Raw genomic sequence first — 26,140 nt, 5'->3', positions numbered from 1 at the left:
GGCGTTGCACCCAGGTTATCCACAGGTTTCGGCCGACCGGAATGGACCGCGTTCAACTGCTCAGTGTCCGCAACAGATTGGAGTAGTCCTCGTCCAGGCTTGCATCTGCCTCGCGCAACTCGACCACCTTCCGGCAGGCATGGATGACGGTGGTGTGGTCGCGCCCGCCGAAGGCCTGGCCGATCTCCGGGAGGCTGTGCTGGGTCAGTTCCTTGGCCAGTGCCATCGCGATCTGACGCGGCCGGGCGATGGAACGGCTGCGCCGGGTGGAGAGCAGATCCGCGACCTTCACGCGATAGTAATCCGCCACGGTCTTCTGGATATTCTCCAGCGTAATCAGCTTGTTCTGAACGGCAAGCAGGTCCCGCAGCGCATCCTTCGCGAAGTCGAGCGTGATCGGCTTGCCGGTAAAGTGGGCATTGGCGATCACCCGACGCAACGAGCCTTCCAGTTCGCGGATGTTGGACCGGATGCGCTTGCCCATGAAGAAGGCGACCTCGGTGGGAAGCTCGATCCCGGCTTGCTCGGCCTTGCGCTGGAGGATCGCGACCCGCGTCTCCAGTTCGGGCGGCTCGATCGCAATCGTCAGGCCCCAGCCAAAGCGCGACTTCAGTCGCTCCTCGAGGCCCTCGACCTCCTTCGGATAGCGATCCGAAGTGAGGATGATCTGCTGCTGGCCTTCCAGGAGGGCGTTGAAGGTGTGGAAGAACTCTTCCTGCGAACGCTCCTTGCCGGCGAAGAACTGGATGTCGTCGATCAGCAGCGCGTCCGCGGAGCGGTAGTGCTGCTTGAACTCGTCGATCGCGTTGTGCTGCAGCGCCTTGATCATGTCGGCCACGAAACGCTCGGAGTGCAGGTAGATGATCCGCCCCTCCGGATGCCGCGCCAGGATGCTGTGCCCGATCGCATGCATCAGATGGGTCTTGCCCAGACCCACCCCGCCGTAGATGAACAGCGGGTTGTAGGCGACCCCGGGATTCTCCGCGACCTGCAGACTCGCCGCCCGCGCAAGCTGGTTGGATTTCCCCTCGACAAAGGTGTCGAAGGTAAACGCGGGGTTCAGGTTGCTGACCGGACCCTGGGGCCGCGGCGCCGGGCTTGCCTTTTCCGCTGCGGCCCGCTCGCGCTGGGACTCGTGGGGATCGGGGGCCGGAGCCGCCGGCAGCTCCGCACCGCCGATGCCAAGGCGCACGCGCCGACCGCCCGGATCGTTGGCAGGCTGCAGCTCGCCGACCGTTTCCTCGATCGAGGCCAGCAGATGGTCGCGCACATGCTCGAACACAAACTGATTCGGCGCCAGCAGGCGCAGCGTGCCCCCCGACTCCTCGGCATGCAGCGGCCGCAGCCAGGTGTTGAGTTGCTGCTCGCTGACCTTCCCCTGCAGGCGGTCCAGACAGGCTGTCCACAGGGCATTGGCTGACACGCGTTTGTCTCCGGGGCGGCGGGGAATGGAAGTCCCCGAGTCTACGCCGATGGGCCCCTGCGGTGCCAGCGGCTTGCCGACCCCGAGATTGACTTTGTCCCCGGATGGCGATAGTTTTCACCGCCCTTTAACCAAGCGTCACCGGGAACCGACATGAAGCGCACTTTCCAACCCAGCCGGCTCGTCCGCGCCCGCACGCACGGCTTCCGGGCCCGTATGGCCACCCGTGGTGGCCGCAAGGTCCTGAACGCCCGTCGCGCCAAGGGCCGCAAGCGCCTCTGCCCGTAAACCGGGCGGCGCGCCGGCTCCCGTGACCGCGGCGCCAGCCATCCAGACCTTTCCGCGCCGCGTCCGTTTGCTGACGGGCGCGGATTACCAGCGTGTATTCGAGGATGCCCGGCGTCAGCGCGGTCGCGACCTGACCTTGCTCTATCGGCGTTCGGAGACCGGCGAGGCGCGTCTGGGCCTGGCTATCGGCAAGCGGCATGTGCGCCATGCCACGGACCGCAACCGGATCAAGCGCATCGTGCGCGAGGCGTTCCGCGTGCGCCGCGCCCAGCTGCCGCCGCTCGACATGATCGTGCTGGCGCGGGGTGGCGCGGCGAGCGCCGAGCGACGCGCATTGCGCGCCGAAATCGACAGCCTGCTGGAACGTCTGCAATGAGCCTGCCCCGCAAGATTGCCCTGCTGCCCGTGCGGGCCTACCAGTACGGGATCTCGCCGTTCATGGCCCCGCATTGCCGTCACTATCCGACCTGCTCGGCGTATACCGTCGAGGCGGTCGAGACCCACGGGGTCCTGCGGGGCTTCTGGCTGGGTCTGCGGCGCATCCTGCGCTGCCACCCCTGGTCCCCGGGCGGTTATGATCCGGTTCCGGCACCGCGTTCCGATTCTCCTAGCACCCGACCCTCAAAGTAGTCGCGCTCATGGATAACCTTCGTCCCCTCCTGTGGCTAACCCTGGCCTTTGTCCTGTTCCTGATGTGGCAGGCCTGGAATCAGGATTACGGCACTCCCTCCCAGCCGGATCGTACCGCCGAGCAGGCCGAGGAGGATCCGGACGCGCGGCCGGAGGATGTGCCGGATGCGCCGCAGTTCGAGTCGGAGGACCAGCCGCGCGCGGACGATGCGCCACAGGTCAGTACGCTGCAGGAGCCGGACCGCCGCCAGATCACGGTGCGCACCGACACCCACGAGATCCTGATCGATACCCGTGGCGGTACGCTCCTGCGGGCGGACCTGCTGCAGTACCCGCGGGACCTGCAGGACGATCCGCTGGTCCCTGTGCGCCTGTTCGACCATCGGGTCCGGGGCTATGTTGCCCAGAGCGGCCTGACCCATGACCGGGTCAACGACCGTTCCATGGAGGGTCGCGCCCCGTCGCATCACGCCAATTTCCAGGTCGACCAGGACCGCTTCGATCTGGCCGAGGGCCAGGACACCCTCGAGGTCCCGCTGCGCTGGATTTCCGAGGATGGCGAGATCGAGGTCATCAAGACCTATACCTTCACCCGCGGCTCGCATCTGATCGAGGTGGACTACGAGGTCCACAACCGCTCGGATTCCACCTGGAGCGGTCGCCAGTACCGTCAGCTGCGTCACGGCCCCACGCCCGACCGCGAGTCCTGGTGGCTTTACACCTTCACCGGTGCCGCCTATTTCGATGGGAGCTACGAGCGCGAACGCTTCGAGTCGCTGCGCGACGACCCCATCCAGGCGCGCATCCAGGGTGGCTGGGTCGCGATGATCCAGCACTACTTTGTGTCCGCCTGGGTCCCGGGCGAGGACGAGGTCAATGCGCTCTATGCCCGCGCGGTGCCGGGCGAGGTGGGTGACGAGTACCTGATCGGCCTCCACTCCGAATCGATCCAGATCCCGGCCGGCTCCAGCGGCGCATTTTCCACGCGCCTGTGGGTGGGCCCGAAGCTGCAGGACGAGCTTTCCCAGATCGCACAGGGTCTGGAGCTGACCGTCGACTACGGCATCTTCACCTTCCTGTCCAAGCCCCTTTTCTGGCTGCTGGACAAGATCCATGCGGTGGTCGGCAACTGGGGCTGGGCGATCGTCATCCTGACGATCCTGATCAAGCTGGCGTTCTTCAAGCTGTCCGCGACCAGCTACCGCTCGATGGCGCGCATGCGCAAGGTCGCGCCCAAGCTGCAGGCCCTGAAGGAGCGCTACAAGGACGACAAGCAGCGCATGAACCAGGCGCTGATGGACCTGTACAAAAAGGAGAAGATCAACCCGCTGGGTGGCTGTCTCCCGATCCTGGTGCAGATCCCGGTATTCATCGCCCTGTACTGGGTGCTGCTGGAGAGTGTGGAACTGCGTCAGGCCCCGTGGTGGCTGTGGATCCAGGATCTGTCCTCGCGCGATCCGTACTTTATCCTGCCGATCCTGATGGGCGTGTCCATGTTCGTGCAGTACAAGCTGAACCCGCCGCCGATGGACCCGGTACAACAGAAGATCTTCATGGCGCTGCCGTTCGTGTTCACGATCTTCTTCGCCTTCTTCCCGGCGGGCCTGGTGCTGTACTGGTTCACCAACAACCTGTTCTCCATCGCCCAGCAGTGGTACATCACGCGCAAGATCGAGGGCGGCGAGGACCCGGACAAGCAGAAGAGCTGACCGGGCCGTGACCGTGGCGGACACCATCGTCGCGGTCGCCACCCCGCCGGGGGTCGGCGGAATAGGCGTCGTGCGCCTGTCGGGCGCCGAGGCGCTGGAGATCGCACGGCGCCTGACCGGGCGCGACAGCCTGCGACCGCGCCATGCCCACTACGGCCGCCTCATCAATCCGGCCAGTGGCGAGGCCATCGACGATGGCCTGATCCTCTATTTCCCCGCCCCCCATTCCTTCACCGGCGAGGACGTGGTCGAGCTACAGGGGCACGGCAGCCCGGTGCTGCTGGAGGCGCTGGTCGCGGCGTCGGTCGATCTCGGGGCCCGCCGCGCGCGGCCGGGCGAATTCACCGAACAGGCCTTTCTGAACGGCCGCCTCGACCTCGCGCAGGCGGAGGCCGTCGCCGACCTGATCCATGCCCAGACGGCCGAGGCCGCGCGCCTGGCCCGCTCCAGCCTCGATGGTGCGCTGGCCGCGGAGCTGGAGCCGGTCTCCCGCGCGATCCGCGACATGCGCGTGGTCATCGAGGCCGAGATCGACTTCGGCGAGACCGATCTTGAATCCGAGGCGGCCCCGGACATCGCCCGGCGGGCGGAGGAACTGCACGCCACCATCGTCGCGTTGCTGGAGCGCCTGCGCCCGGCCCGGTACTTCGCCCAGGGCCTGCGTCTGGCCCTGGTGGGGGCCCCGAATGTCGGCAAGTCCAGCCTGATGAACCGCCTGGCCGAGAGTGAGGTGGCGATCGTCACCGACCGCCCCGGGACTACGCGCGATGTGCTGCGCTCGCCGATCGCCATCCACGGCATCCCGGTCGAGCTGATCGATACCGCAGGGCTGCATGCCAGCGACGACCCGGTGGAGCGCATCGGCATGGAGCGCGCCCGCGAGGCCGCGACCGGGGCCGATCTGATCGTGGAGCTGCGGGACCTGACCCGGCCGGAGGCCGTCCCCGATCTGGAGGCCGCGCCCGAGATCCCGCGTCTTACGGTCTGGAACAAGCAGGACTGCGTTGCAAAGGATTCCCTTCCAGGCGAGGGGATCGCCATCTCCGCGCGCACGGGTGCGGGCATCGAAGCACTGAAGCAGGCGATCGTCGAGCGCCTGGGTGCCGGCGAGGGCGGGCAGCAGCGCTTCAGCGTGCGCGCGCGCCATCTCGATGGTCTGCGTTCGGCCGCCCACCACCTGGCCGCGATCGACGCGCAGGCCCCGCCGGATGTGATTGCCGAAGAGCTGCGCCTGGCCGAGGCCGCGCTGGATGCCCTGCTGGGTCGCCAGGACCACGAGGCCCTGCTCGGCGAGATCTTCGCCGGGTTCTGCATCGGCAAGTGATGGCGCAGGGAAACATGGATCCCCATGCGGCCGCTTCGACGCCGCCGCCACTCCTGCTAAACTGCTGATTTTACGTTTTCGGGCCGACCACCGGCCGGGCTTGCAGAGGTCATGGCAGAAACATTCGATGTCATCGTGATTGGCGGCGGACACGCCGGCACCGAGGCCGCACTGGCCGCGGCGCGCGCGGGTGCGCGCACGCTGCTGCTGACCCACAACCTCGAGACCATCGGCCAGATGAGCTGCAATCCGGCGATCGGCGGCATCGGCAAGGGCCACCTGGTGAAGGAGATCGATGCCCTGGGGGGCGTGATGGCACGTGCGGCGGATGCCGCCGGCATCCACTTCCGCATCCTCAACCGGCGCAAGGGCCCGGCGGTGCGCGCGACCCGCGCCCAGTCCGACCGGCAGCTCTACCGCCAGGCCATTCGCCAGTTCGTGGAGGCCGAGCCGAATCTGGAGATCTTCCAGCAGCCGGTGGCCGACATCACCATGGAGGGCGATCGTGCGACCGGCGTGGTCACCGAGGCGGGGACTGCGTTCCAGGCCCGTGCCGTCGTGCTGACGGTGGGGACGTTCCTCAACGGCCAGATGCACACCGGGCTGACCCGGCAGCCGGGCGGTCGCGCGGGCGATCCGCCGAGCGTGCGCCTGGCCGCGCGCCTGCGCGAGATGGCCTTTGCGGTCGGGCGCCTGAAGACCGGCACCCCGCCGCGCATCGACGGGCGCAGCGTCGACTTCGCGCGCCTCGAGGTGCAGCCGGGCGATGACCCGCGCCCGGTGTTCTCGTTCACCGGGTCGACCGACGAGCACCCGGCCCAGCGCCCCTGTCATATCGCGCGCACCAGCGAAAAGACCCACGACCTGATCCGCGCCAACCTCGATCAGGCCCCGATGTATTCCGGCCAGATCGACAGCACCGGACCGCGCTACTGCCCCTCGATCGAGGACAAGGTCGTGCGCTTTGCCGACAAGACCAGCCACCAGGTCTTCGTCGAGCCGGAAGGGCTGACCACGCACGAGCTCTACCCGAACGGGATCTCCACCTCCCTGCCGTATGCGATCCAGGTGCCGCTGGTGCAGAGCATCGAGGGATTCGAGCGCGCGCGTATTACCCGTCCGGGCTACGCGATTGAGTACGACTACTTCGACCCGCGCGGCCTGCGCCCGTCGCTGGCCACGCGCGAGGTGGCCAATCTGTTCTTTGCCGGGCAGATCAACGGCACCACAGGATACGAAGAGGCCGCGGCGCAAGGCCTGGTCGCCGGGCTCAATGCCGCCCGCCTGACCCGGGACGCCGAACCCTGGATCCCGCAGCGCTCCGAGGCCTACATCGGCGTGCTGATCGACGACCTGGTCACCCGCGGCACGCAGGAGCCCTACCGCATGTTCACCTCGCGCGCCGAATACCGGCTGCTGCTGCGCGAGGACAATGCGGATCTGCGTCTGACCCCGGTCGGCCGTGAATACGGCCTGGTCGACGATGCCCGCTGGGCCCGGTTCGAGCGCCGCGCGGCGGCGATCGAGTCGGAGATGAGCCGGCTGGCACAGACCCGACCGGACCGCGATCAACGAGCTCGCCCGGCCCTGGTCGAACTCCTCGGCAAGGCCCCGGACCCGGATGCCACGCTGCTCGACCTGCTGCGCCGGCCGGAGGCCGACTATGACGCCCTGATGCAGGCCCTCCCGGAACTGGATGCGGGCTGCGCACCGGACGTGCGCGAACAGGCCGAGATCCAGGCCAAGTACGCCGGCTACATCGAGCGCCAGCAGGCCGAGATCGAGCGCCAGGCCAGCGCCGAGCAGACGGCCCTGCCGGACGGTCTCGACTACGACCGGGTCCACGGCCTGTCCAACGAGATCCGCCAGAAGCTGGCCGAATTCCGTCCGCATACCCTGGCCCAGGCCCAGCGCATTCCGGGCGTAACCCCGGCCGCGCTGTCGGCCCTGGCCGTACACCTAAGGACACACTGATCCATGTACACCCTCGCGTTGGTACCCCAGGTTTTCCGAGACCAGGCGGGGCGCGCAGCGGGTAGTGGTTCTACCCGCCCGTTTCTGATGGATTCGGGGTGCAACGCAGGATCCGAAAACCTGGGGTGCCAACCCCGAAGGGGCTCGGCCGCCCGTTGGTATCAGAAACGGGCGCGCGCACGGCGTTGCGGCTCCCTTGTGCAGAATGACTGCACGGCGGTCACCGCGCCTTGTTGGCACGCAAAAGCGACTCGAGCGCGAGGGTGTACATGGATCAGTGTGTCCTTGGAGCAGCGCGCCAGTGGCGAGTGAGGACTGGGGGGCGCGGCTCGCGTCCTGTGCCGATGCCTGGGACCTGGATGCCCGCGCCCGCGAGGTGCTGGCGATCTACCTCGCCGAGCTCCAGCGCTGGAACCGGGTGCACAACCTCACCGCGGTGCGCGATCCCGCCTTGCTGATTCCACGCCACATACTCGACAGCCTGACCCTGCGCCCGTATCTTCAGGGCGAACGCGTGCTCGACGTGGGCACCGGGGCCGGGCTCCCGGGGTTCATCCTGGCCGCGACCGAACGCGAGCGCGACTTCTGTCTGCTGGACAGCGCGGCCAAACGCATCCGCTTCCTGCGTAACGTGATCGGCCTGACCGGTCTGGCGAACGCCGAGGCGATCCACGCGCGCATCGAGGACTTCCACCCCGAGGCGCCGTATACCACCGTGCTGTCCCGGGCGTTCAAGGCTCCGGCCGAGATGCTCGCGCGGGTCGCGCACACCGTGGCGCCCGGGGGCCGGGTACTGGCCATGCTCGGACAGCGGCGGGTGGTCGATGACCCCCTGCCGGCGCCCTGGGCGTACCGCCGGGTGGATCCGGTTACCATTCCCGGCGAGGTGGCCGAGCGCCACGTTGCCATTATCGAGAGAGCCTGAGCCGTGACCGATACACTGGCGATCACCAATCAGAAGGGCGGGGTCGGCAAGACCACCACCTGCGTTAACCTGGCCGCATCGCTGGCGCGCCTGGGCAAGCGCGTACTCGTGGTGGACATGGATCCCCAGGGCAATGCCACCACCGGCTCCGGCGTGGACAAGCATGCCGACGACCCCACCTCCTGCGAGGTGCTGCTGGGCCAGGCCACGGTCGCCGAGGCCGCCCACCGGGTCGAGGCCGGCTACGACCTGGTCCCGTCGAACGGCGACCTGACCGTGGCCGAGGTGCGGTTGATGGAGGCCGATCGCCGCGAATACCGCCTGCAGGATGCGCTGGGCGCGGCCGCCGCGAACTACGACCACATCCTGGTGGATTGCCCGCCGTCGCTGAACCTGCTTACCGTCAATGGCCTGGTCGCCGCCGACGGCGTCGTGATCCCGATGCAGTGCGAGTACTACGCCCTCGAGGGCCTGACCGCCCTGATGCGCACCATCGAGAGCATCCAGCGCGGGCCCAACCCGAAGCTGCGCATCTCCGGGTTGCTGCGCACCATGTTCGACCCGCGCAACCGTCTGTCCGGGGACGTCTCCGAACAGCTGACCGGCCATTTCGGCGACCGTGTGTTCCGCACCGTGATCCCGCGCAACATCCGCCTGGCCGAGGCCCCCAGTTTTGGCCAGCCGGCCTTGTTGTATGATGCCTCCTCGCGCGGCGCGGTGGCCTACCTGGCCCTGGCCGGCGAGATGTTGCGGCGCTGACGCCGCCCGTCCCCCCCCAACCGACTGTCTGCAGGAACGATCGACCATGGCGAAACGTGGACTGGGCCGCGGCCTCGATGCCCTCCTTTCCGGCGCCCAGGCCGGCGGCGACGAAGCCGACAGCCTGGATCAACTGCCGATCGAGCAGATCCGGCGTGGCAAGTACCAGCCGCGCGTCCACATGGCCGAGGCCGCCCTGGCGGAACTCGCGGACTCCATTCGTGCCCAGGGGATCGTGCAGCCAGTCGTCGTCCGGCGGCTGGAGGATGGCTACGAACTGATCGCCGGCGAACGCCGCTGGCGCGCGGCCCAGATCGCGGGGCTGGAAACAGTGCCGGCGGTGGTGCGCGACATTCCCGACCAGGCCGCCGCCGCGATGGCCCTGATCGAGAACATCCAGCGCGAGGACCTGAACCCGCTGGAGGAGGCCCAGGCGATCCGGCGCCTGATCGGGGAGTTCGAGATGACCCACCAGGCCGCGGCCGATGCCGTGGGCCGTTCGCGCACCTCGGTGACCAACCTGCTGCGCCTGCTGGAACTCCACGACAGCGTGAAGGAACACGTCAACGAGGGCCGCCTGGAAATGGGCCATGCCCGCTGCCTGCTCGCTGTTCCCCTCGACGATCAGCCGGGGGTTGCCGCCACCGTCGTCAAGCGCGGGCTCTCCGTGCGCGCAACCGAACAACTGGTGAAGAAGGTCCTGGCCGCCACCCCGGAGCCGAAGAAGGACACCGGACCCTCGCCCGAAGTCCGGCAACTGGAAAGCCGCCTGTCCGACCAGCTCGGCGCTCCGGTGCAGGTGCGCTACAACCGCCAGGGCAAGGGTCGCCTGGTCATCGAGTACAACAGCCTCGACGAGCTCGACGGGATCCTCGAACACATCCAGTAGAGGCCGCGGACTCCCCGCGCCAATCCGCCCGGCAACGCCGTCCGCGCGCCCCGCCCGCACCGGGCCCAAACCCCTGCTTACAGCCCCATAACGGTTTGACCTAATAGAAGGGCGCTCTTATACTACGCGCACTTTTTGGGAGAGGGGTGGGTGTGCCCATCCGCTGAATGACACCGCGACGCTTCAGACACGCCTTACAATCGCTGGGTCTGCAGCTCGCCTTAACGCTGATTCTGTCGGGCCTGCTTCTGGCCCTGTTCCCCCCGATCGTGGCGATCTCGGCCGCGGTGGGCGGCATGACCGCGACCCTCGGCAACGCCGTGGCCGCGGTCGTCGTGTTTCGGCCCTATCGAGCCGATCAGGTGGGCTCGCTGACCGCCCGCATGATGGGCGCACAGCTGGGACGACTGGCAATCATCGCGGTGGCATTCGGGGTGGCGTTCGCTTACCTGGACGAGCCGGACCTACCGGCCCTGTTCGGCATCTTCCTCCTGGTGCACCTGGCCCCCCTGTGGTGGCTGCACCGGGTTTCTGATCAAGCAATGACGAGATAACTGCATGGCTTCAGAAAGCGAACTGCCCACGATGGAAGAGCACATTGCTCACCATCTCACGAACCTCACCTTCGGGCTCCACCCCGAGAACGGACTGAGCTTCGCCTCGACCAGCACCGAAGCCGCCGAGATGGGCTTCTGGGCGATCCATGTCGACTCCATGCTCTGGTCGATCGGTCTGGGTCTGCTGTTTATCCTGACGTTCCGCGCCGCGGCCAAGAAGGTCACCGCCGGCGTCCCGGGCGGCTGGCAGAACTTCGTCGAAATGACCATGGACTTCGTCAACGACAACGTCCGTGGTTCCTTCAAGCACAAGAACGACATGGTCGCGCCGCTCGCGCTGACCATCTTTGTCTGGATCTTCCTGCTCAACCTGATGGACCTGGTGCCGGTGGATCTGCTGCCGCACATCGCCTATCTACTGGGCATCCCGTACTTCAAGATCGTGCCCACCACGGATATCAACGTGACCGCCGGCCTCGCGCTGGGCGTGTTTATCCTGATCATCTACTACTCGCTGAAGATCAAGGGCCCGGTCGGCTTCATCAAGGAACTCACGGGTATCCCGTTCCAGACCAACATCGTGTTCCTGAAGCCGATCTTCTGGACGATCAACTTCGTCCTGGAGTTCATCAACCTGCTGGCCAAGCCGGCCTCGCTCGCCCTGCGACTGTTCGGCAACCTGTACGCCGCGGAGATGATCTTCATCCTGATCGGCGTGATGTACTCCGCGGGCCTGATCCTGGGTCTGGCCGGCGGCGTGCTGCATGTCGGCTGGGCGATCTTCCACATCCTCGTGGTGCCGCTGCAGGCCTTCATCTTCATGGTGCTGACCGTGGTCTATCTGGACATGGCGTACAGCGAAGACCACTGATTCCGATCTTCCTACTCAACTGACTGTTTCAACACTCGACTGGAGATACAAAAATGGAAATGGCAAACGCTCTGATCGTTCTGGCTGGCTCTCTGCTCCTGGGTCTGGCCGCTGTCGGCGCCGCGATCGGCGTGGGCACCCTGGGTGGTCGCTTCCTGGAAGGCGCCGCGCGTCAGCCGGAACTGATCCCGATGCTGCGTACCCAGTTCTTCATCGTCATGGGTCTGACCGACGCCGTGCCGATGATCGGTGTGGGTATCGGCCTGTACGTTCTGTTCGCCCTGGGCTAAGAGGCTGACCGAGTCCCGAGGATCCCTCACACTCGTCAACCCGAGGTAGCAGGATGAATATCAATCTGACCATCATCGGCCAGCTGCTCGCGTTCAGCGTCTTCGTGTGGTTCACGATGCGCTACGTCTGGCCGCCCATGTCCAACGCCCTGGAAGAGCGTCGCAAGAAGATTGCCGACGGTCTCGCCGCAGCGGAGCGCGGCGAGAAAGAGCAGGAGCTCGCCCAGGAGCGTGCGACCGAGGTGATCAAGGAAGCCAAACAGCAGGCCAACGAGATCGTCGCCTCCGCCCAGAAGCGTGCCAACGATCTGGTCGAGGAGAGCAAGACCACGGCCCGCGAGGAAGGCGACCGCATCAAGGAAGCGGCGCAATCCGAAATCGAGCAGGAGCTCAACCGCGCGAAGGAAGAGCTGCGCAAGCAGGTCTCCGAACTGGCGGTTGCCGGCGCCGAGCAGATCCTGGCCAAGGAGATTGACGCCAAGGCCCACGGCGATCTGCTCAAGAAGCTCGCGGCCAAGCTCTAAGGAGACGTTATGTCAGACCTGATTTCGGTCGCCCGACCCTACGCCCGCGCGGCATTCGAGCGGGCCCGCGAGGCCAAGGATCTCGCCGGCTGGGCCGAGCAGCTCGAGTTGCTGGCGGCGATCGCCAGCGACTCGCAGATGCACAGTCTCCTCTCCAACCCGCGGCTCCCGCGTGCCGATCGCGCCCAGCTGGTGCTGGACGTGGCCGGTGACAAGGTCGGTGCCGAGGCCGGCAATCTGGTGCGCCTGCTGGCGGAGAACGGCCGCCTGCCGGCCCTGCCCGCCGTCCGTGACGCCTTCGAGGAACTCAAGGCCGCCGCGGAACAGCGTGTGCACGCCGATGTCACCGCCTTCCGCAAGCTCACGCAGGCGCAGGAGAAAGAGATCCACGACGCCCTGGTCAAGGGCCTGGGCTGCGAAGTCGATCTCGAATGCTCAGTCGACAGCTCCCTGCTGGGGGGCGCCATCATCCGCGCCGGCGACCTGGTAATCGACGGCTCCGTGCGAGGCCAGCTGAACCGCCTGGCTGCCAATTTGAGTCGCTAAGAGGATATTTAACATGCAACTGAATCCCTCCGAGATCAGTGATCTGATCAAACAGCGCATCGAGAAATTCGATGCCTCCTCCGAGGCCTCCAACGAGGGCACCGTGGTCAGCCTGACCGACGGTATCGCGCGTGTGCACGGCCTGGGTGACGTCATGCAGGGCGAGATGCTCGAGTTCCCCGAGGACACCTTCGGCATGGCGCTCAACCTCGAGCGCGACTCCGTCGGCGTCGTGATCCTGGGTGACTACAAGCACATCAAGGAAGGCGACACGGTCAAGTGCACCGGCCGCATCCTCGAGGTCCCGGTGGGCGAGGCCCTGCTCGGTCGCGTGGTGGACTCCCTGGGTCGCCCGATCGACGGCAAGGGCCCGGTGAACACCGACGTGACCAGCCCGATCGAAAAGATCGCCCCGGGCGTTATCGAACGCCAGTCCGTCGACCAGCCGCTGCAGTCCGGCATCAAGGCGATCGACGCCATGGTTCCGGTCGGCCGCGGCCAGCGCGAGCTGATCATCGGCGACCGTCAGACCGGCAAGACCGCCGTGGCGATCGACGCGATCATCAACCAGAAGGACTCCGGCGTTAAGTGTATCTACGTCGCCGTGGGCCAGAAGGCCTCGTCGGTTGCGTCCGTGGTGGCCAAGCTGGAAGAGGCCGGCGCGATGGAGAACACCATCATCGTCGCCGCCAACGCCTCCGAGTCGGCCGCGATGCAGTTCATCGCCCCGTATGCCGGCTGCGCGATGGGCGAGTACTTCCGCGACCGTGGCGAAGACGCCCTGATCGTCTACGACGACCTGACCAAGCAGGCCTGGGCCTACCGTCAGGTCTCCCTGCTGCTGCGCCGCCCGCCGGGCCGCGAAGCCTATCCGGGCGACGTCTTCTACCTGCATTCGCGTCTGCTGGAGCGGGCCTCCCGCGTGAACGCCGAGTACGTGGAAGAAAAGACCAACGGCGAGGTGAAGGGCCAGACCGGTTCGCTGACCGCGCTGCCGATCATCGAGACCCAGGCCGGCGACGTGTCCGCGTTCGTGCCGACCAACGTGATCTCGATCACCGACGGCCAGATCTTCCTCGAGACCGACCTGTTCAACTCGGGCATCCGTCCGGCGATCAACGCCGGTCTGTCGGTCTCCCGCGTGGGTGGTTCGGCGCAGACCAAGATCATCAAGAAGCTCGGTGGTGGCGTGCGTCTGGCGCTGGCCCAGTATCGCGAGCTGGCGGCATTCTCGCAGTTTGCCTCCGATCTGGACGAACTGACCCGCAAGCAGCTGGATCGCGGCAAGCGCGTGACCGAGCTGATGAAGCAGGGTCAGTACCAGCCGATGTCCATTGGCGAGATGGCCTTCTCCCTGTATGCCGCGAACGAGGGCTACCTCGACGACGTCGAGGCGGAAAAGGTCGTGAGCTTCGAAAAGGAACTGATCGCCTATGCGCGTTCCTCGCAGAAGGAGCTCCTGGACGAAATCAACAGCACTGGCGACTACAACGACTCCATCCAGGAAAAGCTGAAGAAGGCCCTGGAAGAGTTCAAGGCCAAGCACAGCTGGTAACGGGAGCACGCAATGGCGGGCACTAAGGAGATTCGGACGCAGATCAAGAGTATCCAGAATACTCAGAAGATCACCAAGGCGATGGAGATGGTCGCCGCGTCCAAGATGCGCAAGGCCCAGGACCGTATGGAAGAGTCCCGGCCCTACGCGCAGAAGATCCACGACGTGATCGGTCACGTCGCCATGGCGAATGCCGAGTACAAGCATCCGTTCATGGTGGAGCGCGAAGTGAAGCGCGTGGCGCTGATCATCGTGTCGACCGATCGCGGCCTCTGCGGCGGGTTGAATACCAACCTGTTCAAGAAGGCTGTCGGCGAGATGCGCCGGTACCGCGACGAGGGTGTCGAGGTCGATCTCTGCGTGGTGGGCAACAAGGCGCTGCAGTTCTTCAAGCGCCTTGGCGGCAACATCGTGGCCGAAGCCAAGGATCTCGGTGACCGTCCGCACATCAACGACCTGATCGGGTCGATCAAGGTGGTGCTGGACAACTTCCGCGACGGCAAGGTGGACCGCGTCGTGCTGCTGGAGAACAAGTTCGTCAACACGATGACGCAGCAGCCCGAGGTGACCCAGCTGCTGCCGACGGCGCCGAGCCGGGACGAATCGCTCAAGCACCACTGGGATTACATCTACGAGCCCGACACGCATCCGGTGATGGATACGCTGCTCGAGCGCTATGTCGAGTCCCTGATCTACCAGGCGGTGGTCGAGAACGTGGCCTGCGAAATGGCCGCGCGCATGGTGGCGATGAAGTCCGCCTCCGACAACGCCGGCACGATGATCAAGGACCTGCAGCTCGTCTACAACAAGGCGCGCCAGGCCGCGATCACCCAGGAGATCTCCGAGATCGTCAGCGGCGCGGCCGCGGTCTAGCGCCCGCCGTCACGTATCGGTCGACTCGGCACGAATTACGACTTACGAGGATGAACAAATGAGTTCTGGAAAGATTGTCGAAATCATCGGCGCCGTCGTGGATGTGGAGTTCCCCCACGGCGAAGTGCCCAAGGTCTACGACGCCCTGACCCTGGAAAACGGCCTGACCCTGGAAGTCCAGCAGCAGCTGGGTGACGGTGTCGTGCGCACGATCGCCATGGGGACCACCGAGGGTGTGAAGCGTCAGACCCCGGTCACCGCGACCGGCAAGCCGATCTCCGTGCCGGTCGGCAAGGGGACTCTGGGCCGCGTGATGGACGTCCTCGGTCGTCCGGTGGACAACGCCGGCGACGTGGAGGCCCAGGAGACCTGGTCGATCCACCGCGCCGCCCCGACCTTCGACGAGCAGGCGGGCTCCACCGAGCTGCTGGAAACCGGCATCAAGGTCATCGATCTGCTGTGCCCCTTCGCGAAGGGCGGCAAGGTCGGCCTGTTCGGCGGCGCCGGCGTGGGCAAGACCGTCAACATGATGGAGCTGATCCGCAACATCGCGATCGAGCACTCCGGTTATTCGGTGTTTGCCGGCGTGGGCGAGCGTACTCGTGAAGGGAACGACTTCTATCACGAAATGAAGGACTCCAACGTCCTCGACAAGGTGGCCCTGGTCTACGGCCAGATGAACGAGCCGCCGGGCAACCGTCTGCGCGTCGCGCTGACCGGTCTCACCATGGCCGAGTTCTTCCGTGACGAAGGCCGCGACGTGCTGATGTTCATCGACAACATCTACCGCTACACCCTGGCCGGGACCGAGGTCTCCGCGCTGCTGGGTCGTATGCCGTCCGCGGTGGGTTACCAGCCGACCCTGGCGGAAGAGATGGGTGTGCTGCAGGAGCGCATCACCTCGACCAAGAAGGGTTCGATCACTTCCATCCAGGCCGTCTACGTGCCGGCGGATGACTTGACCGACCCGTCCCCGGCCACGACCTTTGCGCACCTGGATGCGACCGTCGTGCTGTCGCGCCAGATCGCCGAGCTGGGGATCTACCCGGCGGTGGATCCGCTGGATTCCACCTCGCGCCAGCTGGACCCGCAGATCATTGGCCAGGAGCACTACGACACTGCCCGTGCGGTGCAGGGTACCCTGCAGCGCTACAAGGAGCTGAAGGACATCATCGCGATCCTCGGGATGGACGAGCTGTCGGAAGACGACAAGCTGGTCGTGGCCCGCGCGCGCAAGATCCAGCGCTACCTGTCGCAGCCGTTCTTCGTGGCCGAGGTCTTCACCGGGGCGCCCGGCAAGTACGTGTCCCTGAAGGACACCATCCGTGCGTTCAAGGCGATCGTCGACGGTGAATACGACCACCTGCCGGAGCAGGCCTTCTACATGGTCGGCACCATCGAGGAAGCCGTCGAGAAGGCCGAGAAGCTCGGCTAAGGAGCAAGGCGTTATGCCCATGAATATGCATGTGGATGTGGTCAGTGCGGAGGAGTCCATCTACTCCGGTACGGCCCTGATGATCGCCGCGCCCGCCGAAGGTGGCGAGGTCGGCGTATATGCCGGGCATACCCAGATGCTCGCCCGGCTCAACCCGGGCGAACTGCGCATCCAGGAAAAGGAAGGCGCCGAGCCGCAGCCGGTGTTCGTATCCGGCGGCATCCTCGAGGTCCAGCCCTACCACGTAACCGTCCTCGCGGACACCGCAGTGCGGGCCAAGGACCTCGACGAGGCCGAGGCGCTGGAGGCCAAGAAGCGCGCGGAGGAGGCCCTGGAGAACTCCAAGGCCGACTTCGACTACGCCAAGGCCCAGGCGGAGTTGGTCGAGGCGGCCGCCCGCCTGCAGATGATCCAGAAGCTGCGCCGGAAATAATCCGGCGAATTGCGACGGATGACCTACCCCAAGGGCCAACCATCTCGGTTGGCCCTTTATCATTGCAGCCATGCCTGAAATGACACCCCTCCATCTCGTGGTACTGGCCGCCGGCAAGGGCACGCGCATGCGTTCGCGCAAGCCGAAGGTCCTGCAGCCCCTCGCCGGCCGGCCCCTCCTTGCCCATGTACTCGACCGCGCGGCCGCGCTGGACGCCGCCGCCTGCCACCTCGTGGTGAGCCACCAGCAGGAACGCGTGCGCGCCGCGTTCGCGGAATCGACGCTGCCCCTCGACTGGATCGATCAGGGTGAGCCCCGCGGCACGGGACACGCGGTGTTTCGCGCGCTGGAACATGTCCCCGAGGAAGCGCGCGTGCTGGTGACCTACGGCGATGTGCCGCGGATCCCGGTCGCCGACCTCGAGGCCTGCGCGGCGGGCGATGGGGTGACCGTGCTCGCCGCGCGTGTTGCCGATCCCGGGGGCTACGGGCGCCTGATCCTGGCCCCGGACGGCGCCCTCGAGCGAATCGTCGAGGACAAGGAGGCGTCGATCGACGAACGGGCCGTGGATCTGATCAATACCGGGGTCCTGGCCGCGCCGGCGGGCGATCTGCGCCGTTGGCTGGCTGCCTGCGAGCCGGCACCGGGTGGCGCGCGCGAGTGGTACCTGACCGACGTGGTCGCCGCGGCCCGCGCCGACGGATCCGCGGTCACGGTTGCCGAGAGTCGGGATCCGGCCGCGGTGCTCGGCGTGAACGATCGCGCCCAGCTGGCCGTCCAGGAACGGCTCTACCAGAAGGCGCAGGCCGCCGACATGATGCGCGACGGCCTGGCACTGGCCGATCCCGACCGTGTCGATGTCCGAGGCGTTCTCACCTTCGGGCAGGACTGCACCCTGGACGTGAACGTCGTGATCGAGGGCACGGTCACGCTGGCGGATGATGTCTACATTGGCCCCGGCTGCGTGCTGCGCGACTGCCAGATCGGGTCGGGCACGCAGATCGCGGCGCACAGCATCCTCGAGGGGGTGCGGGTGGACGCGGATGCCCGGATCGGGCCGTTTGCGCGCATCCGGCCGGGCACGGTTCTCGGCACGGGCGCGCGGGTCGGCAACTTTGTGGAGATGAAGAACGCCACCCTCGGTCCGGGAGCGAAGGCGAATCACCTGACGTATGTCGGTGATGCCCGGGTGGGCGCGGGCGCGAACCTGGGCGCCGGCACCATCACATGCAATTATGACGGGGCCAACAAGCACCACACCGAGATCGGCGAACGGGCCTTTATCGGCTCGAACACCGCGCTCGTGGCGCCCATCCGCATCGGCGATGATGCCACTGTGGGTGCCGGGTCCACCCTGTCCGACGACGTCGAGCCGGGTGCCCTGGCGCTCACGCGCGCCCGGCCCCGCACCATCCGCGACTGGCCGCGTCCGAAGAAGACCAGCAAGAACAAGGAGAGCTAACCCATGTGCGGTCTGGTGGCAGGCATCGGCGAGCGCAACCTGGTCCCCGTCCTGGTGGAAGGGCTTCACCGCCTGGAGTACCGGGGCTACGACTCCGCCGGCGTAGCGGTGGTGAACGACGGGGCGGTTGCGGACATCCGCGCCATCGGCAAGGTGGCGGCGCTGGAGCAGCGCATCGACGCCGCCGGCCTGCAGGGGCGCGTGGGCATCGCCCACACCCGCTGGGCCACACACGGTGCCCCGAGCGAGGAGAATGCCCACCCCCATCGCTCGCGGGATGGCCGCGTGGCGATCGTGCACAACGGCATCATCGAGAACCATGCGGACCTGCGCTCGCGACTGGACGCAGCGGGCTGGCCCTGCGTGTCGGCGACCGACAGCGAGGTCATCGCCCACCGGCTGGAACAGGCGCTGGAGGCCGGTGCCACCCCGCGAGAGGCGATGCGCAGCACCTGCGCCGAGCTCCAGGGGGCCTACGCCATCGCCGCGGTGTTCGCGGACTTCCCCGACGAGCTGATCGTCGCCCGCTCCGGGAGCCCGGTGCTGCTCGGCCTGGGGATTGGCGAGACCTTTGCCGCCTCCGACGTGCAGGCCCTGCTCCCGGTGACCCAGCGCTTTGTCGACCTCGAGGACGGCGACATCGCCCGTCTGACCCGCGCCGGCGTCGAGGTCGAGGATGCGCGCGGGGCCCCGGTCGAGCGCGGCATCCGCGAGAGTCGGTGCCAGGTGAACGTCGCGGATCGTGGCGAATACCGGCATTTCATGCTCAAGGAGATCTACGAGCAGCCCCACGCCCTCGAGGAGACGTTGTCCGGTCGCCTCGGCGAAGCGGCCATCCTCGAAAACATCCTCGGCCCGGGCAGTGACGAACGGCTCGCCGACGTCGCCGCCGTCCAGATCGTGGCCTGCGGCACCAGCTATCACGCCGGCATGGTCGCGGCCCACTGGATCGAGGAGCACCTGGGCCTGCCGGCGCGGGTGGAGGTCGCCAGCGAGTACCGCTACCGCCGCCATGTCCTCGCCCCCGGCACGCTGCTTGTGGTGATCTCCCAGTCCGGTGAGACAGCCGACACCCTCGCGGTGCTGCGCCAGTCCCAGGAGGAGCCGTTCCTCGCCCGCCTGGCCATCTGCAATGTCCCCGAGAGCACCATGGCGCGCGCGGCCGACCTGATCCTGATGACGCACGCCGGCCCGGAGATCGGTGTCGCCTCCACCAAGGCCTTCACCACCCAGCTCGCCGCCCTGGGGATCCTGGTCCTGCTGCTGGGTCAGGTCGCGAAGGCCGCCCGGATGCCGGCCAGCGACCGTGCCGCCGCTGTCGCGGCCCTGCGGGGCCTGCCGGATCAGGTCGCGCGGATCCTCGCCCTGGACACCCCCATCGCGCGGATTGCCGAGGACCTGCTGGAACGCCAGCACGCCCTGTTCCTGGGCCGGGGCGCGTATTTCCCGATCGCCCTGGAGGGTGCCCTCAAGCTGAAGGAGATCTCCTACATCCACGCCGAGGCCTATCCCTCGGGCGAGCTGAAACACGGCCCGCTGGCCCTGGTCGATACGGAGATGCCGGTGATCGCGGTCGCCCCGGACGACGCCCAGCTGGAAAAGCTCTCCAGCAACCTGCAGGAGGTTCGGGCGCGGGGCGGGCAGCTGATCGTGATCGGCGAATCCAGCGCCGCACGGGCGCTGGCCCCGGAAGACACCTGGATCGGCCTCCCGCAGAACGAGGCCCTCAGCCCCTGGCTGGCGCCGGTCCTGTTCACCATCCCGCTGCAGTTGCTCGCCTATCACACGGCCGTGCTGAAGGGCACCGACGTGGACCAGCCGCGCAACCTCGCGAAGTCGGTCACCGTCGAATAACGCGCCGCGCCAAACAGCTTGTTCCATCAGGAAACGCTTGTATTCGCGCCCCGGGTCGGCTAGATTCGGGCGCGCTTGAACAATCTGTCACAGGAGTCCCTCATGGATCAGCAAGAGCTCAACAACCGCTGCGTCACCCTGTTCCAGTCCCCGCGCATCCAGACCAAGCTCTGGAACCCGCGCATGTTCTGGGAAGTGGGCCGCAAGCTGAACACCACCCCGGACGAACTGACCCAGCCGAAGGTCGACCTGTGCGAGCTGGAAGTGATGCTCTCCGCTGCCGCCTACGAGCCGTCGCAGTGCGCCGACAACCTGAACCAGCGCGAGGCCGGCCGTGCCGACTTCATCCGCCGCGCGGTCCAGTCCGGCCAGCGTCCGTTCCTGCGCCGCGCGGCCTGAGCCGCGCCCGCAGCGAACCCTGCGCTGTCCCTGGAGACCCGGCCCTGTGCCGGGTTTCTTCGTTTCCGGCCCCGCAAACCATTTTGGTCACCACAGAGCACACACAGGACACGGAGAACGTACGGGAGGGGCTTGGAGCGAATCCCCTCGTCGGGCCGCCGGCGCGGCCACGGCATCCGCAGCACGCGAGCCGGGACCTTCTCTGTGTCCTCTGTGGTGTTGTCGCCCTTCTTCGTGCCTTCGTGCACTTCGTGGTGCAACCCGCCCTTGACCTCGTTTCCGTTTCCGTCGCCTGTCGCGGGTTACTGGCCACGGGCCTCCAGCCAGAAGGTGACCGGCCCGTCGTTGGTCAGGCTCACCTGCATGTCCGCGCCGAAGCGACCACTGGCCACCGGTGCGTGGCGTTCCCCGGCCCGCCGCACCAGATAGTCGAACAGTGCCGCCCCGTGTTCCGGGGTGGCGGATCCCGAGAAGCTCGGGCGCATCCCCTTGCGGGTGTCGGCCGCGAGGGTGAACTGCGGCACCAGCAGCAGCCCGCCCCCGGTCTCGGTCAGGCTCCGGTTCATCCGCCCCTCGGCGTCGGCGAAGACCCGGTAGCCCAGCAACCGGTCCAGCATGCGCTCCGCGCCCGCCTCGGTGTCGTTCGGCTCCACCGCGACCAGCGCGAGCAACCCCGGCCCGATAGTCCCGACCGCCTCCCCGTCGATCGCGACCCGGCCCTCGGTGACGCGCTGGATCACCGCGATCACGCGCGCGCTCCCCCGGTCCCGGGCTCCACCTGCCCCGCCAGGTCGGCGGCCAGCCGGTCGGTCGCGGCCACCAGGCGGCGCAGGATCCCGGGCTCGGCGGCCGAATGGCCCGCATCCGGCACGATGTCCAGCTGCGACTGTGGCCAGGCCCGGTGCAGCGCCACCGCCTGGTTGACCGGACAGACCACGTCATAGCGCCCGTGCACCAGCGTCCCGGGGATCCCCGTCAGCCGCCCGGCGTCGCGCAGCAGCTGGTCCGGCTCGAGGAAGGTGTCGTGTTTGAAATAGTGGCACTCCAGCCGCGCGAGGCTGACCGCGACGTCCGGGTCCTCGAAGTGGGCAATGACATCGGGGTTCGGCACCAGACAGGATGTACGCCCCTCCCAGCCCGACCAGGCCCGGGCCGCGGCCTCGCGCACCGGGCGTTCCGGCGAGGTAAGCCGCCGGTAGTAGGCGCCCACCATATCGTCGCGCTCGGTCTCGGGGATCTGAGCCTCGTACTCGGCCCAGGCCTCGGGGAACAGACGGTCGGCCCCGGACTGGTAGAACCACTGGATATCCTGCGGCCGGCACAGGAAGATCCCGCGCAGCACCAGGCCCAGCACCCGCTCCGGATGCGTCTCGGCGTAGGCCAGGCCGAGGGTGGAGCCCCAGGACCCCCCGAATACCACCCAGCGCTGGATCCCCAGGTGCTCGCGCAGGCGCTCGATGTCCGCGACCACGTGCCAGGTGGTGTTCGCCTCCAGACCGGCATGCGGGGTCGAGCGCCCGCAGCCCCGCTGGTCGAACAGCACGATCCGGTAGCGTTCCGGGTCGTAGAAGCGCCGGTGCCAGCCCTCGCAGCCCGAGCCCGGTCCGCCATGCAGGAATACCACCGGGATCCCGTCGGGATTGCCGCACTCCTCGAAGTAGAGTTCGTGGCCGTCGCCGACCGCCAGGCGGCCCATCCCGTGGGGTTCGATCTCGGGGTACAGTGCGTCCATCAGGGGTCTCCGGCCAAAACCCCGAGTGTCGCCAAAAAGTCCCGCGGGCGAAAGACTACTCCGGGTCGTCGATCACCCGCCCGCGGTAGACCCGGCGTTTGTGGGTGGGCCGGCCCCCTGCGGATGGCGCCGCGTCGGTCCCGGCGGGCGGCTCACGCCGCGGCGCGTGCAGATACCCCGACCCTTCGAGCTGGCTGCGCAGGGTCAGCGCCGCGGCCTGCACCAGGCTCGACTGCGAGCGCGCCGCATAATCCAGAATGGTCTCCATGAAGTCCGGGTCACTGACCGACAGCCGGGCCACTGCGGGGAATTCGGCCCGCATGTTCCGCCGCAGTTCGGCGGCCAGGCTGAGGCTCTTGCGGTCGTGCATGGGGGTCCCCGGTGGACATGGGTGTTCCCGAGCTCATGCAAACCCAATGCCACGGCGGGACCCGCCGCGCAGGCCCAGCGTGCGCCCCGGTCGCCGCGATCCCGCACCGCGATCCCGCACCCTGGCGGCGCAACGCTTGCCCGGCCACGGTGCATGCGCGGCCCGCTGCGCCCCAAAGCCTGGCGTGCCCTCTCCCCGGATTGGCATGCCGGTGCTTGCGTGCCGGGCGGCGGCGGCCTATGTTGCGGCCCCATGGAGACACCCGCCGTTCCCGCCTCGATTCGCCGCCTCGCCGGCCGCGCCATCGCCGACTTCGACATGGTGCGCGAGGGCGATCGCATCCTCGTCGGCCTGTCCGGCGGCAAGGATTCCCTGACCCTGCTGTGGCTGCTGCACAACCTCGCACGCCGGGCCCCGGTGCACTTCGAGGTCGGCGCGGTCACCATCAATCCGGAGATCGAGGGCTTCGAGCCGCAGCGCCTGCTGGACTACCTCGCCGCCTACGGCATTCCCTATCACTTCGTGTCCGAGCCGATCGCCGAGCTGGCCGACGCGCACATGGACAACGACTCGTTCTGTTCCTTCTGCTCGCGCATGAAGCGCGGCCTGATGTATCGCACCGCGCGGGAACACGGCTACAACGTGCTGGCGCTGGGCCAGCATCTGGACGATCTCGCCGAGAGCTTCATGATGAGCGCGTTCCGCGGCGGCCAGTTGCGCACCATGAAGGCCCACTACGCGATCGATGCAGGCGACCTGCGGGTGATCCGCCCGCTGGTCTACGTACGCGAGCGCCAGACGCGGGACTTTGCCGAGGCCGCCGGGCTGCCGGTGATCCTCGACAACTGCCCCGCCTGCTTCGCGATGCCCACCCAGCGCGAGCACATGAAACAGCTCCTGGCGCAGGAGGAGGCGCAGCACCCGCGCTTGTTCCGCAACCTGCGCACGACCCTCAAGCCGCTGATGACCGAAGGCGGCATTCCCCCGCGCGAGCCGCCATCCGCGACCATCGAACCCGAAGCCCCCGAACATGGCCCGACGTCGGCATCTGCGTGATCGCCTGATCGGGGGTGGCCTGCGTCTGCTCGCGCGCCTCCCGCTGCGGGTCAACCACGCCCTGGGCGGCCTGGTGGGGGCGCTGGTCTGGTACCTGCCGACCCGCTCGGCGCGCATCACCCGAATCAACCTGGCGCTGTGCTTTCCGGACAAGGACCCGGCCTGGCGCCGGCGCGTCGGACGGCGTTCCCTGATGGGCATGGGCCGTGCCCTGACCGAGTCCCCCTGGCTGTGGCAGGCACGCCCGGAGACGCTGGAGGCGCTGGCGGTCCAGCCGCCGCACTACGCGCGCCTGCGCGACCGTGCCGCCGGCCGTGCCCTGTTCCTGTGCGCCCCGCATCTCGGATCCTGGGAGTTCGCCGGTCTGCACGCCGCCCGCCACGGGCCCATGGCCACCCTGTACAGCCCGTTCAAGACGCCGGAGATCGATCGCTGGGTGCGCGAGGCCCGGGCCTCCACCGGCGCCGAGCTGGCCCCGGCCGATCGCAGCGGCCTGCGTATCCTCCAGCAGGCCCGCGATCGCGGCGCGATTATCGGCATCCTGCCGGACCAGAGTCCCAAGGGCGCCTCGGGGCAGCACGCCCCGTTCTTCGGCCGCCCGGCCCTGACCATGACCCTGCTCCCGCGCCTGCTGCGCGGGCGCGGGGATCACGTGGTCTTCCTGTTTGCCGAGCGCCTGCCCGGGGGCCGGGGCTTTCGCTATCACGAGGTCGAGGCCGGGCCGGAGGTGGCCGACCGCGACTTCACCCGCGCGGCCGCGGCGATCAACGCCCATGTGGAGACGCTGGTGCGGCGCTGCCCCGAACAGTACAACTGGGCCTACAAGCGCTTCCACCCGCCGCCCGAGGGCTGGCCGGATCCCTACCGCCCGGGGGCGCCCGAGTAACGGCGCGGCGCGGCGTCAGAGGATGTAGCGGGACAGGTCCTCGTCCTCGACCAGATCCCCCAGGCGCTGATCGACGAATTCGCGGTCCACGATCACGGCGCCGTCCACGTCCGGGGCGCGGTAGGCGACGTCCTGCAGCAGGCGTTCGAGCACGGTGTGCAGGCGGCGGGCGCCGATGTTCTCGGTGCGCGCGTTCACGTCATGGGCGATCTCGGCCAGGCGGCGCACCCCGTCCGCCTCGAAGCGCAGCTCCACGCCTTCGGTCTTCATCAGCTCGGTGTACTGCTCGGTCAGCGAGGCGGTGGGTTCGGTCAGGATGCGCACGAAGGCGTCCGCCGACAGCGCATCCAGCTCCACCCGAATGGGCAGCCGCCCCTGCAGCTCCGGCACCAGGTCGGAGGGCTTCGACAGGTGGAAGGCGCCGGAGGCAATGAACAGGATGTGGTCGGTGCGCACCATGCCCAGCTTGGTGGACACGGTGGTGCCCTCGATCAGCGGCAGCAGGTCGCGCTGCACGCCCTCGCGCGAGACCTCGCCGCCGCTCGATTTCTCGCTGCCCTTGGCGACCTTGTCGATCTCGTCGAGGAACACGATGCCGCTTTGCTCCACCCGCTCGATGGCGCGCTCCTTCAGGTCTTCCTCGTTGATCAGGCGCGCGGCCTCCTCCTCGATGAGCAGCTTGCGGGCCTCGGCGATCTTGAGCCGCCGCGAGCGGGTCTTCTGACCGCCGAGGTTCTGGAACATCGACTGCAGCTGACTGGCCATCTCCTCCATGCCCGGCGGTGTCATGATCTCCACACCCTGCGGGTTCTGCGAGACCTCGATGTCGATCTCGCGCTCGTCCATGTCGCCTTCGCGCAGGCGCTTGCGCAGCTTCTGCCGGGTCTCGCTGCCGGCGTCCTCCGGCTCGGACTCGGTAAAGCCGGCATTGCGCGGGCGCGGCAGCAGGGCGTCGAGGATGCGTTCCTCGGCGGCGTCCTCGGCCTTGACGCGGTTTTCCTTGATGGCCTCGTCGCGCAGCTGCTTGACCGCGGCCTCGGCCAGGTCGCGGATGATCGATTCGACATCGCGGCCGACATAGCCGACCTCGGTGAACTTGGTCGCCTCGATCTTGATGAACGGCGCGCGGGCCAGCTTGGCCAGGCGCCGGGCGATCTCGGTCTTGCCGACACCGGTCGGGCCGATCATCAGGATGTTCTTCGGTGTGACCTCGGGCTGCAGCTCTGGCGGCAGCTGGCGGCGGCGCCAGCGGTTGCGCAGGGCAATGGCGACGGAGCGCTTGGCCTCGTCCTGGCCGATGATGTAGCGGTCCAGTTCCTGGACGATCTCGCGGGGGGTCATGTCGGTCATGGCAAAAGGGGCCTTGGTCGGATCGG

28 protein-coding genes are annotated in these 26,140 nt (G+C 67.6%); 23 read left to right on the top strand and 5 right to left on the bottom strand.

The annotated features are described in order from the left end of the window. Positions 1–52: 52 nt before the first annotated feature. Entirely contained in the window at positions 53–1,423 is a 1,371-nt protein-coding gene (gene dnaA, locus F627_RS0100240; RefSeq protein WP_018876791.1) for a chromosomal replication initiator protein DnaA, read from the bottom strand. A 153-nt stretch (positions 1,424–1,576) separates the two neighbouring features. Here dnaA and rpmH point away from each other — a divergent pair, with 153 nt between their 5' ends. The 21 genes from rpmH (at position 1,577) to F627_RS0100135 (ending at position 20,720) form a co-directional block, all read left to right on the top strand. Beyond that, on the top strand, positions 1,577–1,711 hold the full coding sequence (gene rpmH, locus F627_RS0100235; protein ID WP_018141118.1) for a 50S ribosomal protein L34: 135 nt from the start codon (positions 1,577–1,579) through the stop codon (positions 1,709–1,711). 22 nt (positions 1,712–1,733) lie between these two features. After that, a complete protein-coding gene (gene rnpA, locus F627_RS0100230) occupies positions 1,734–2,087 on the top strand; it encodes a ribonuclease P protein component (protein ID WP_018867609.1) in 354 nt (117 codons plus the stop codon). Then, positions 2,084–2,341: a membrane protein insertion efficiency factor YidD gene (gene yidD, locus F627_RS0100225; protein ID WP_017943060.1), complete on the top strand. Its 258-nt coding sequence runs from the start codon at positions 2,084–2,086 to the stop codon at positions 2,339–2,341. The genes rnpA and yidD overlap by 4 nt, the downstream gene beginning before the upstream one ends. A gap of 8 nt (positions 2,342–2,349) precedes the next feature. Then, entirely contained in the window at positions 2,350–4,050 is a 1,701-nt protein-coding gene (gene yidC, locus F627_RS0100220) for a membrane protein insertase YidC (protein ID WP_019582939.1), read from the top strand. Between the two features lie 7 nt (positions 4,051–4,057). Next, positions 4,058–5,374: a tRNA uridine-5-carboxymethylaminomethyl(34) synthesis GTPase MnmE gene (mnmE, locus tag F627_RS0100215; protein WP_019582938.1), complete on the top strand. Its 1,317-nt coding sequence runs from the start codon at positions 4,058–4,060 to the stop codon at positions 5,372–5,374. A 111-nt stretch (positions 5,375–5,485) separates the two neighbouring features. Continuing rightward, on the top strand, positions 5,486–7,348 hold the full coding sequence (gene mnmG / locus F627_RS0100210) for a tRNA uridine-5-carboxymethylaminomethyl(34) synthesis enzyme MnmG (RefSeq protein WP_019582937.1): 1,863 nt from the start codon (positions 5,486–5,488) through the stop codon (positions 7,346–7,348). Positions 7,349–7,649: 301 nt separating this feature from the next. Continuing rightward, complete coding sequence (gene rsmG, locus F627_RS0100205) at positions 7,650–8,273, top strand: 16S rRNA (guanine(527)-N(7))-methyltransferase RsmG (RefSeq protein WP_019582936.1); 624 nt, start codon at positions 7,650–7,652, stop codon at positions 8,271–8,273. A 3-nt stretch (positions 8,274–8,276) separates the two neighbouring features. Beyond that, on the top strand, positions 8,277–9,032 hold the full coding sequence (locus F627_RS0100200; RefSeq protein ID WP_018867614.1) for a ParA family protein: 756 nt from the start codon (positions 8,277–8,279) through the stop codon (positions 9,030–9,032). Between the two features lie 46 nt (positions 9,033–9,078). Further along, complete coding sequence (locus F627_RS0100195) at positions 9,079–9,921, top strand: ParB/RepB/Spo0J family partition protein (protein ID WP_018867615.1); 843 nt, start codon at positions 9,079–9,081, stop codon at positions 9,919–9,921. Between the two features lie 167 nt (positions 9,922–10,088). Beyond that, entirely contained in the window at positions 10,089–10,475 is a 387-nt protein-coding gene (locus F627_RS0100190) for an ATP synthase subunit I (protein ID WP_018867616.1), read from the top strand. A gap of 31 nt (positions 10,476–10,506) precedes the next feature. After that, entirely contained in the window at positions 10,507–11,349 is an 843-nt protein-coding gene (gene atpB / locus F627_RS0100185) for a F0F1 ATP synthase subunit A (protein ID WP_018867617.1), read from the top strand. A gap of 53 nt (positions 11,350–11,402) precedes the next feature. After that, a complete protein-coding gene (gene atpE / locus F627_RS0100180) occupies positions 11,403–11,639 on the top strand; it encodes a F0F1 ATP synthase subunit C (protein ID WP_012983953.1) in 237 nt (78 codons plus the stop codon). A 53-nt stretch (positions 11,640–11,692) separates the two neighbouring features. Next, entirely contained in the window at positions 11,693–12,163 is a 471-nt protein-coding gene (locus F627_RS0100175; protein ID WP_018867618.1) for a F0F1 ATP synthase subunit B, read from the top strand. A 9-nt stretch (positions 12,164–12,172) separates the two neighbouring features. Then, a complete protein-coding gene (locus F627_RS0100170; protein WP_018867619.1) occupies positions 12,173–12,709 on the top strand; it encodes a F0F1 ATP synthase subunit delta in 537 nt (178 codons plus the stop codon). Positions 12,710–12,722: 13 nt separating this feature from the next. Continuing rightward, positions 12,723–14,264 carry a F0F1 ATP synthase subunit alpha gene (gene atpA / locus F627_RS0100165; RefSeq protein ID WP_018867620.1) on the top strand — a complete coding sequence of 514 codons (1,542 nt, stop codon included), beginning with the start codon at positions 12,723–12,725 and terminating at the stop codon, positions 14,262–14,264. A gap of 12 nt (positions 14,265–14,276) precedes the next feature. Beyond that, the gene (atpG, locus tag F627_RS0100160) at positions 14,277–15,137 is read left to right on the top strand and encodes a F0F1 ATP synthase subunit gamma (protein WP_018867621.1); all 861 of its coding nucleotides are present in this window, start codon (positions 14,277–14,279) and stop codon (positions 15,135–15,137) included. 58 nt (positions 15,138–15,195) lie between these two features. Next, positions 15,196–16,572, top strand: coding sequence for a F0F1 ATP synthase subunit beta (gene atpD / locus F627_RS0100155; RefSeq protein WP_018867622.1), 1,377 nt, complete (start codon positions 15,196–15,198; stop codon positions 16,570–16,572). A gap of 13 nt (positions 16,573–16,585) precedes the next feature. After that, complete coding sequence (locus tag F627_RS0100150) at positions 16,586–17,005, top strand: F0F1 ATP synthase subunit epsilon (RefSeq protein ID WP_018867623.1); 420 nt, start codon at positions 16,586–16,588, stop codon at positions 17,003–17,005. Positions 17,006–17,084: 79 nt separating this feature from the next. After that, the gene (gene glmU / locus F627_RS0100145; protein WP_018876786.1) at positions 17,085–18,467 is read left to right on the top strand and encodes a bifunctional UDP-N-acetylglucosamine diphosphorylase/glucosamine-1-phosphate N-acetyltransferase GlmU; all 1,383 of its coding nucleotides are present in this window, start codon (positions 17,085–17,087) and stop codon (positions 18,465–18,467) included. Between the two features lie 3 nt (positions 18,468–18,470). After that, positions 18,471–20,321, top strand: coding sequence for a glutamine--fructose-6-phosphate transaminase (isomerizing) (glmS, locus tag F627_RS0100140; protein ID WP_018880952.1), 1,851 nt, complete (start codon positions 18,471–18,473; stop codon positions 20,319–20,321). 102 nt (positions 20,322–20,423) lie between these two features. Next, positions 20,424–20,720 carry a hypothetical protein gene (locus F627_RS0100135; RefSeq protein WP_017943077.1) on the top strand — a complete coding sequence of 99 codons (297 nt, stop codon included), beginning with the start codon at positions 20,424–20,426 and terminating at the stop codon, positions 20,718–20,720. A gap of 302 nt (positions 20,721–21,022) precedes the next feature. Here F627_RS0100135 and dtd read toward each other — a convergent pair whose 3' ends face one another. Genes dtd through F627_RS0100120 form a run of 3 tightly spaced genes read right to left on the bottom strand, consistent with a single transcriptional unit; the run spans position 21,023 to position 22,822 of the window. After that, positions 21,023–21,469, bottom strand: a complete 447-nt coding sequence (gene dtd, locus F627_RS0100130) for a D-aminoacyl-tRNA deacylase (protein ID WP_018878247.1) — start codon at positions 21,467–21,469, stop codon at positions 21,023–21,025. Next, a complete protein-coding gene (gene pip, locus F627_RS0100125) occupies positions 21,466–22,452 on the bottom strand; it encodes a prolyl aminopeptidase (protein ID WP_019582935.1) in 987 nt (328 codons plus the stop codon). The genes dtd and pip overlap by 4 nt, the downstream gene beginning before the upstream one ends. A 55-nt stretch (positions 22,453–22,507) precedes the next feature. Next, a complete protein-coding gene (locus F627_RS0100120; RefSeq protein ID WP_018867628.1) occupies positions 22,508–22,822 on the bottom strand; it encodes a hypothetical protein in 315 nt (104 codons plus the stop codon). A 252-nt stretch (positions 22,823–23,074) separates the two neighbouring features. Here F627_RS0100120 and F627_RS0100115 point away from each other — a divergent pair, with 252 nt between their 5' ends. Together F627_RS0100115 and F627_RS0100110 are read left to right on the top strand one after the other, a co-directional pair. After that, positions 23,075–23,878: a tRNA 2-thiocytidine(32) synthetase TtcA gene (locus F627_RS0100115; protein ID WP_019582934.1), complete on the top strand. Its 804-nt coding sequence runs from the start codon at positions 23,075–23,077 to the stop codon at positions 23,876–23,878. Further along, entirely contained in the window at positions 23,853–24,764 is a 912-nt protein-coding gene (locus tag F627_RS0100110) for a lysophospholipid acyltransferase family protein (protein ID WP_018879256.1), read from the top strand. Before F627_RS0100115 ends, F627_RS0100110 begins: the two co-directional genes overlap by 26 nt. 15 nt (positions 24,765–24,779) lie before the next feature. Here F627_RS0100110 and hslU read toward each other — a convergent pair whose 3' ends face one another. Continuing rightward, entirely contained in the window at positions 24,780–26,114 is a 1,335-nt protein-coding gene (gene hslU, locus F627_RS0100105; RefSeq protein ID WP_018867631.1) for an ATP-dependent protease ATPase subunit HslU, read from the bottom strand. Positions 26,115–26,140: the final 26 nt, after the last annotated feature.

It is taken from the genome of Thioalkalivibrio sp. ALE16 (assembly GCF_000381305.1).
GTDB lineage: Bacteria > Pseudomonadota > Gammaproteobacteria > Ectothiorhodospirales > Ectothiorhodospiraceae > Thioalkalivibrio.
Note: the sequence above shows the minus strand (reverse complement) of the source record. Positions and strands in the feature narration are given on the sequence as shown.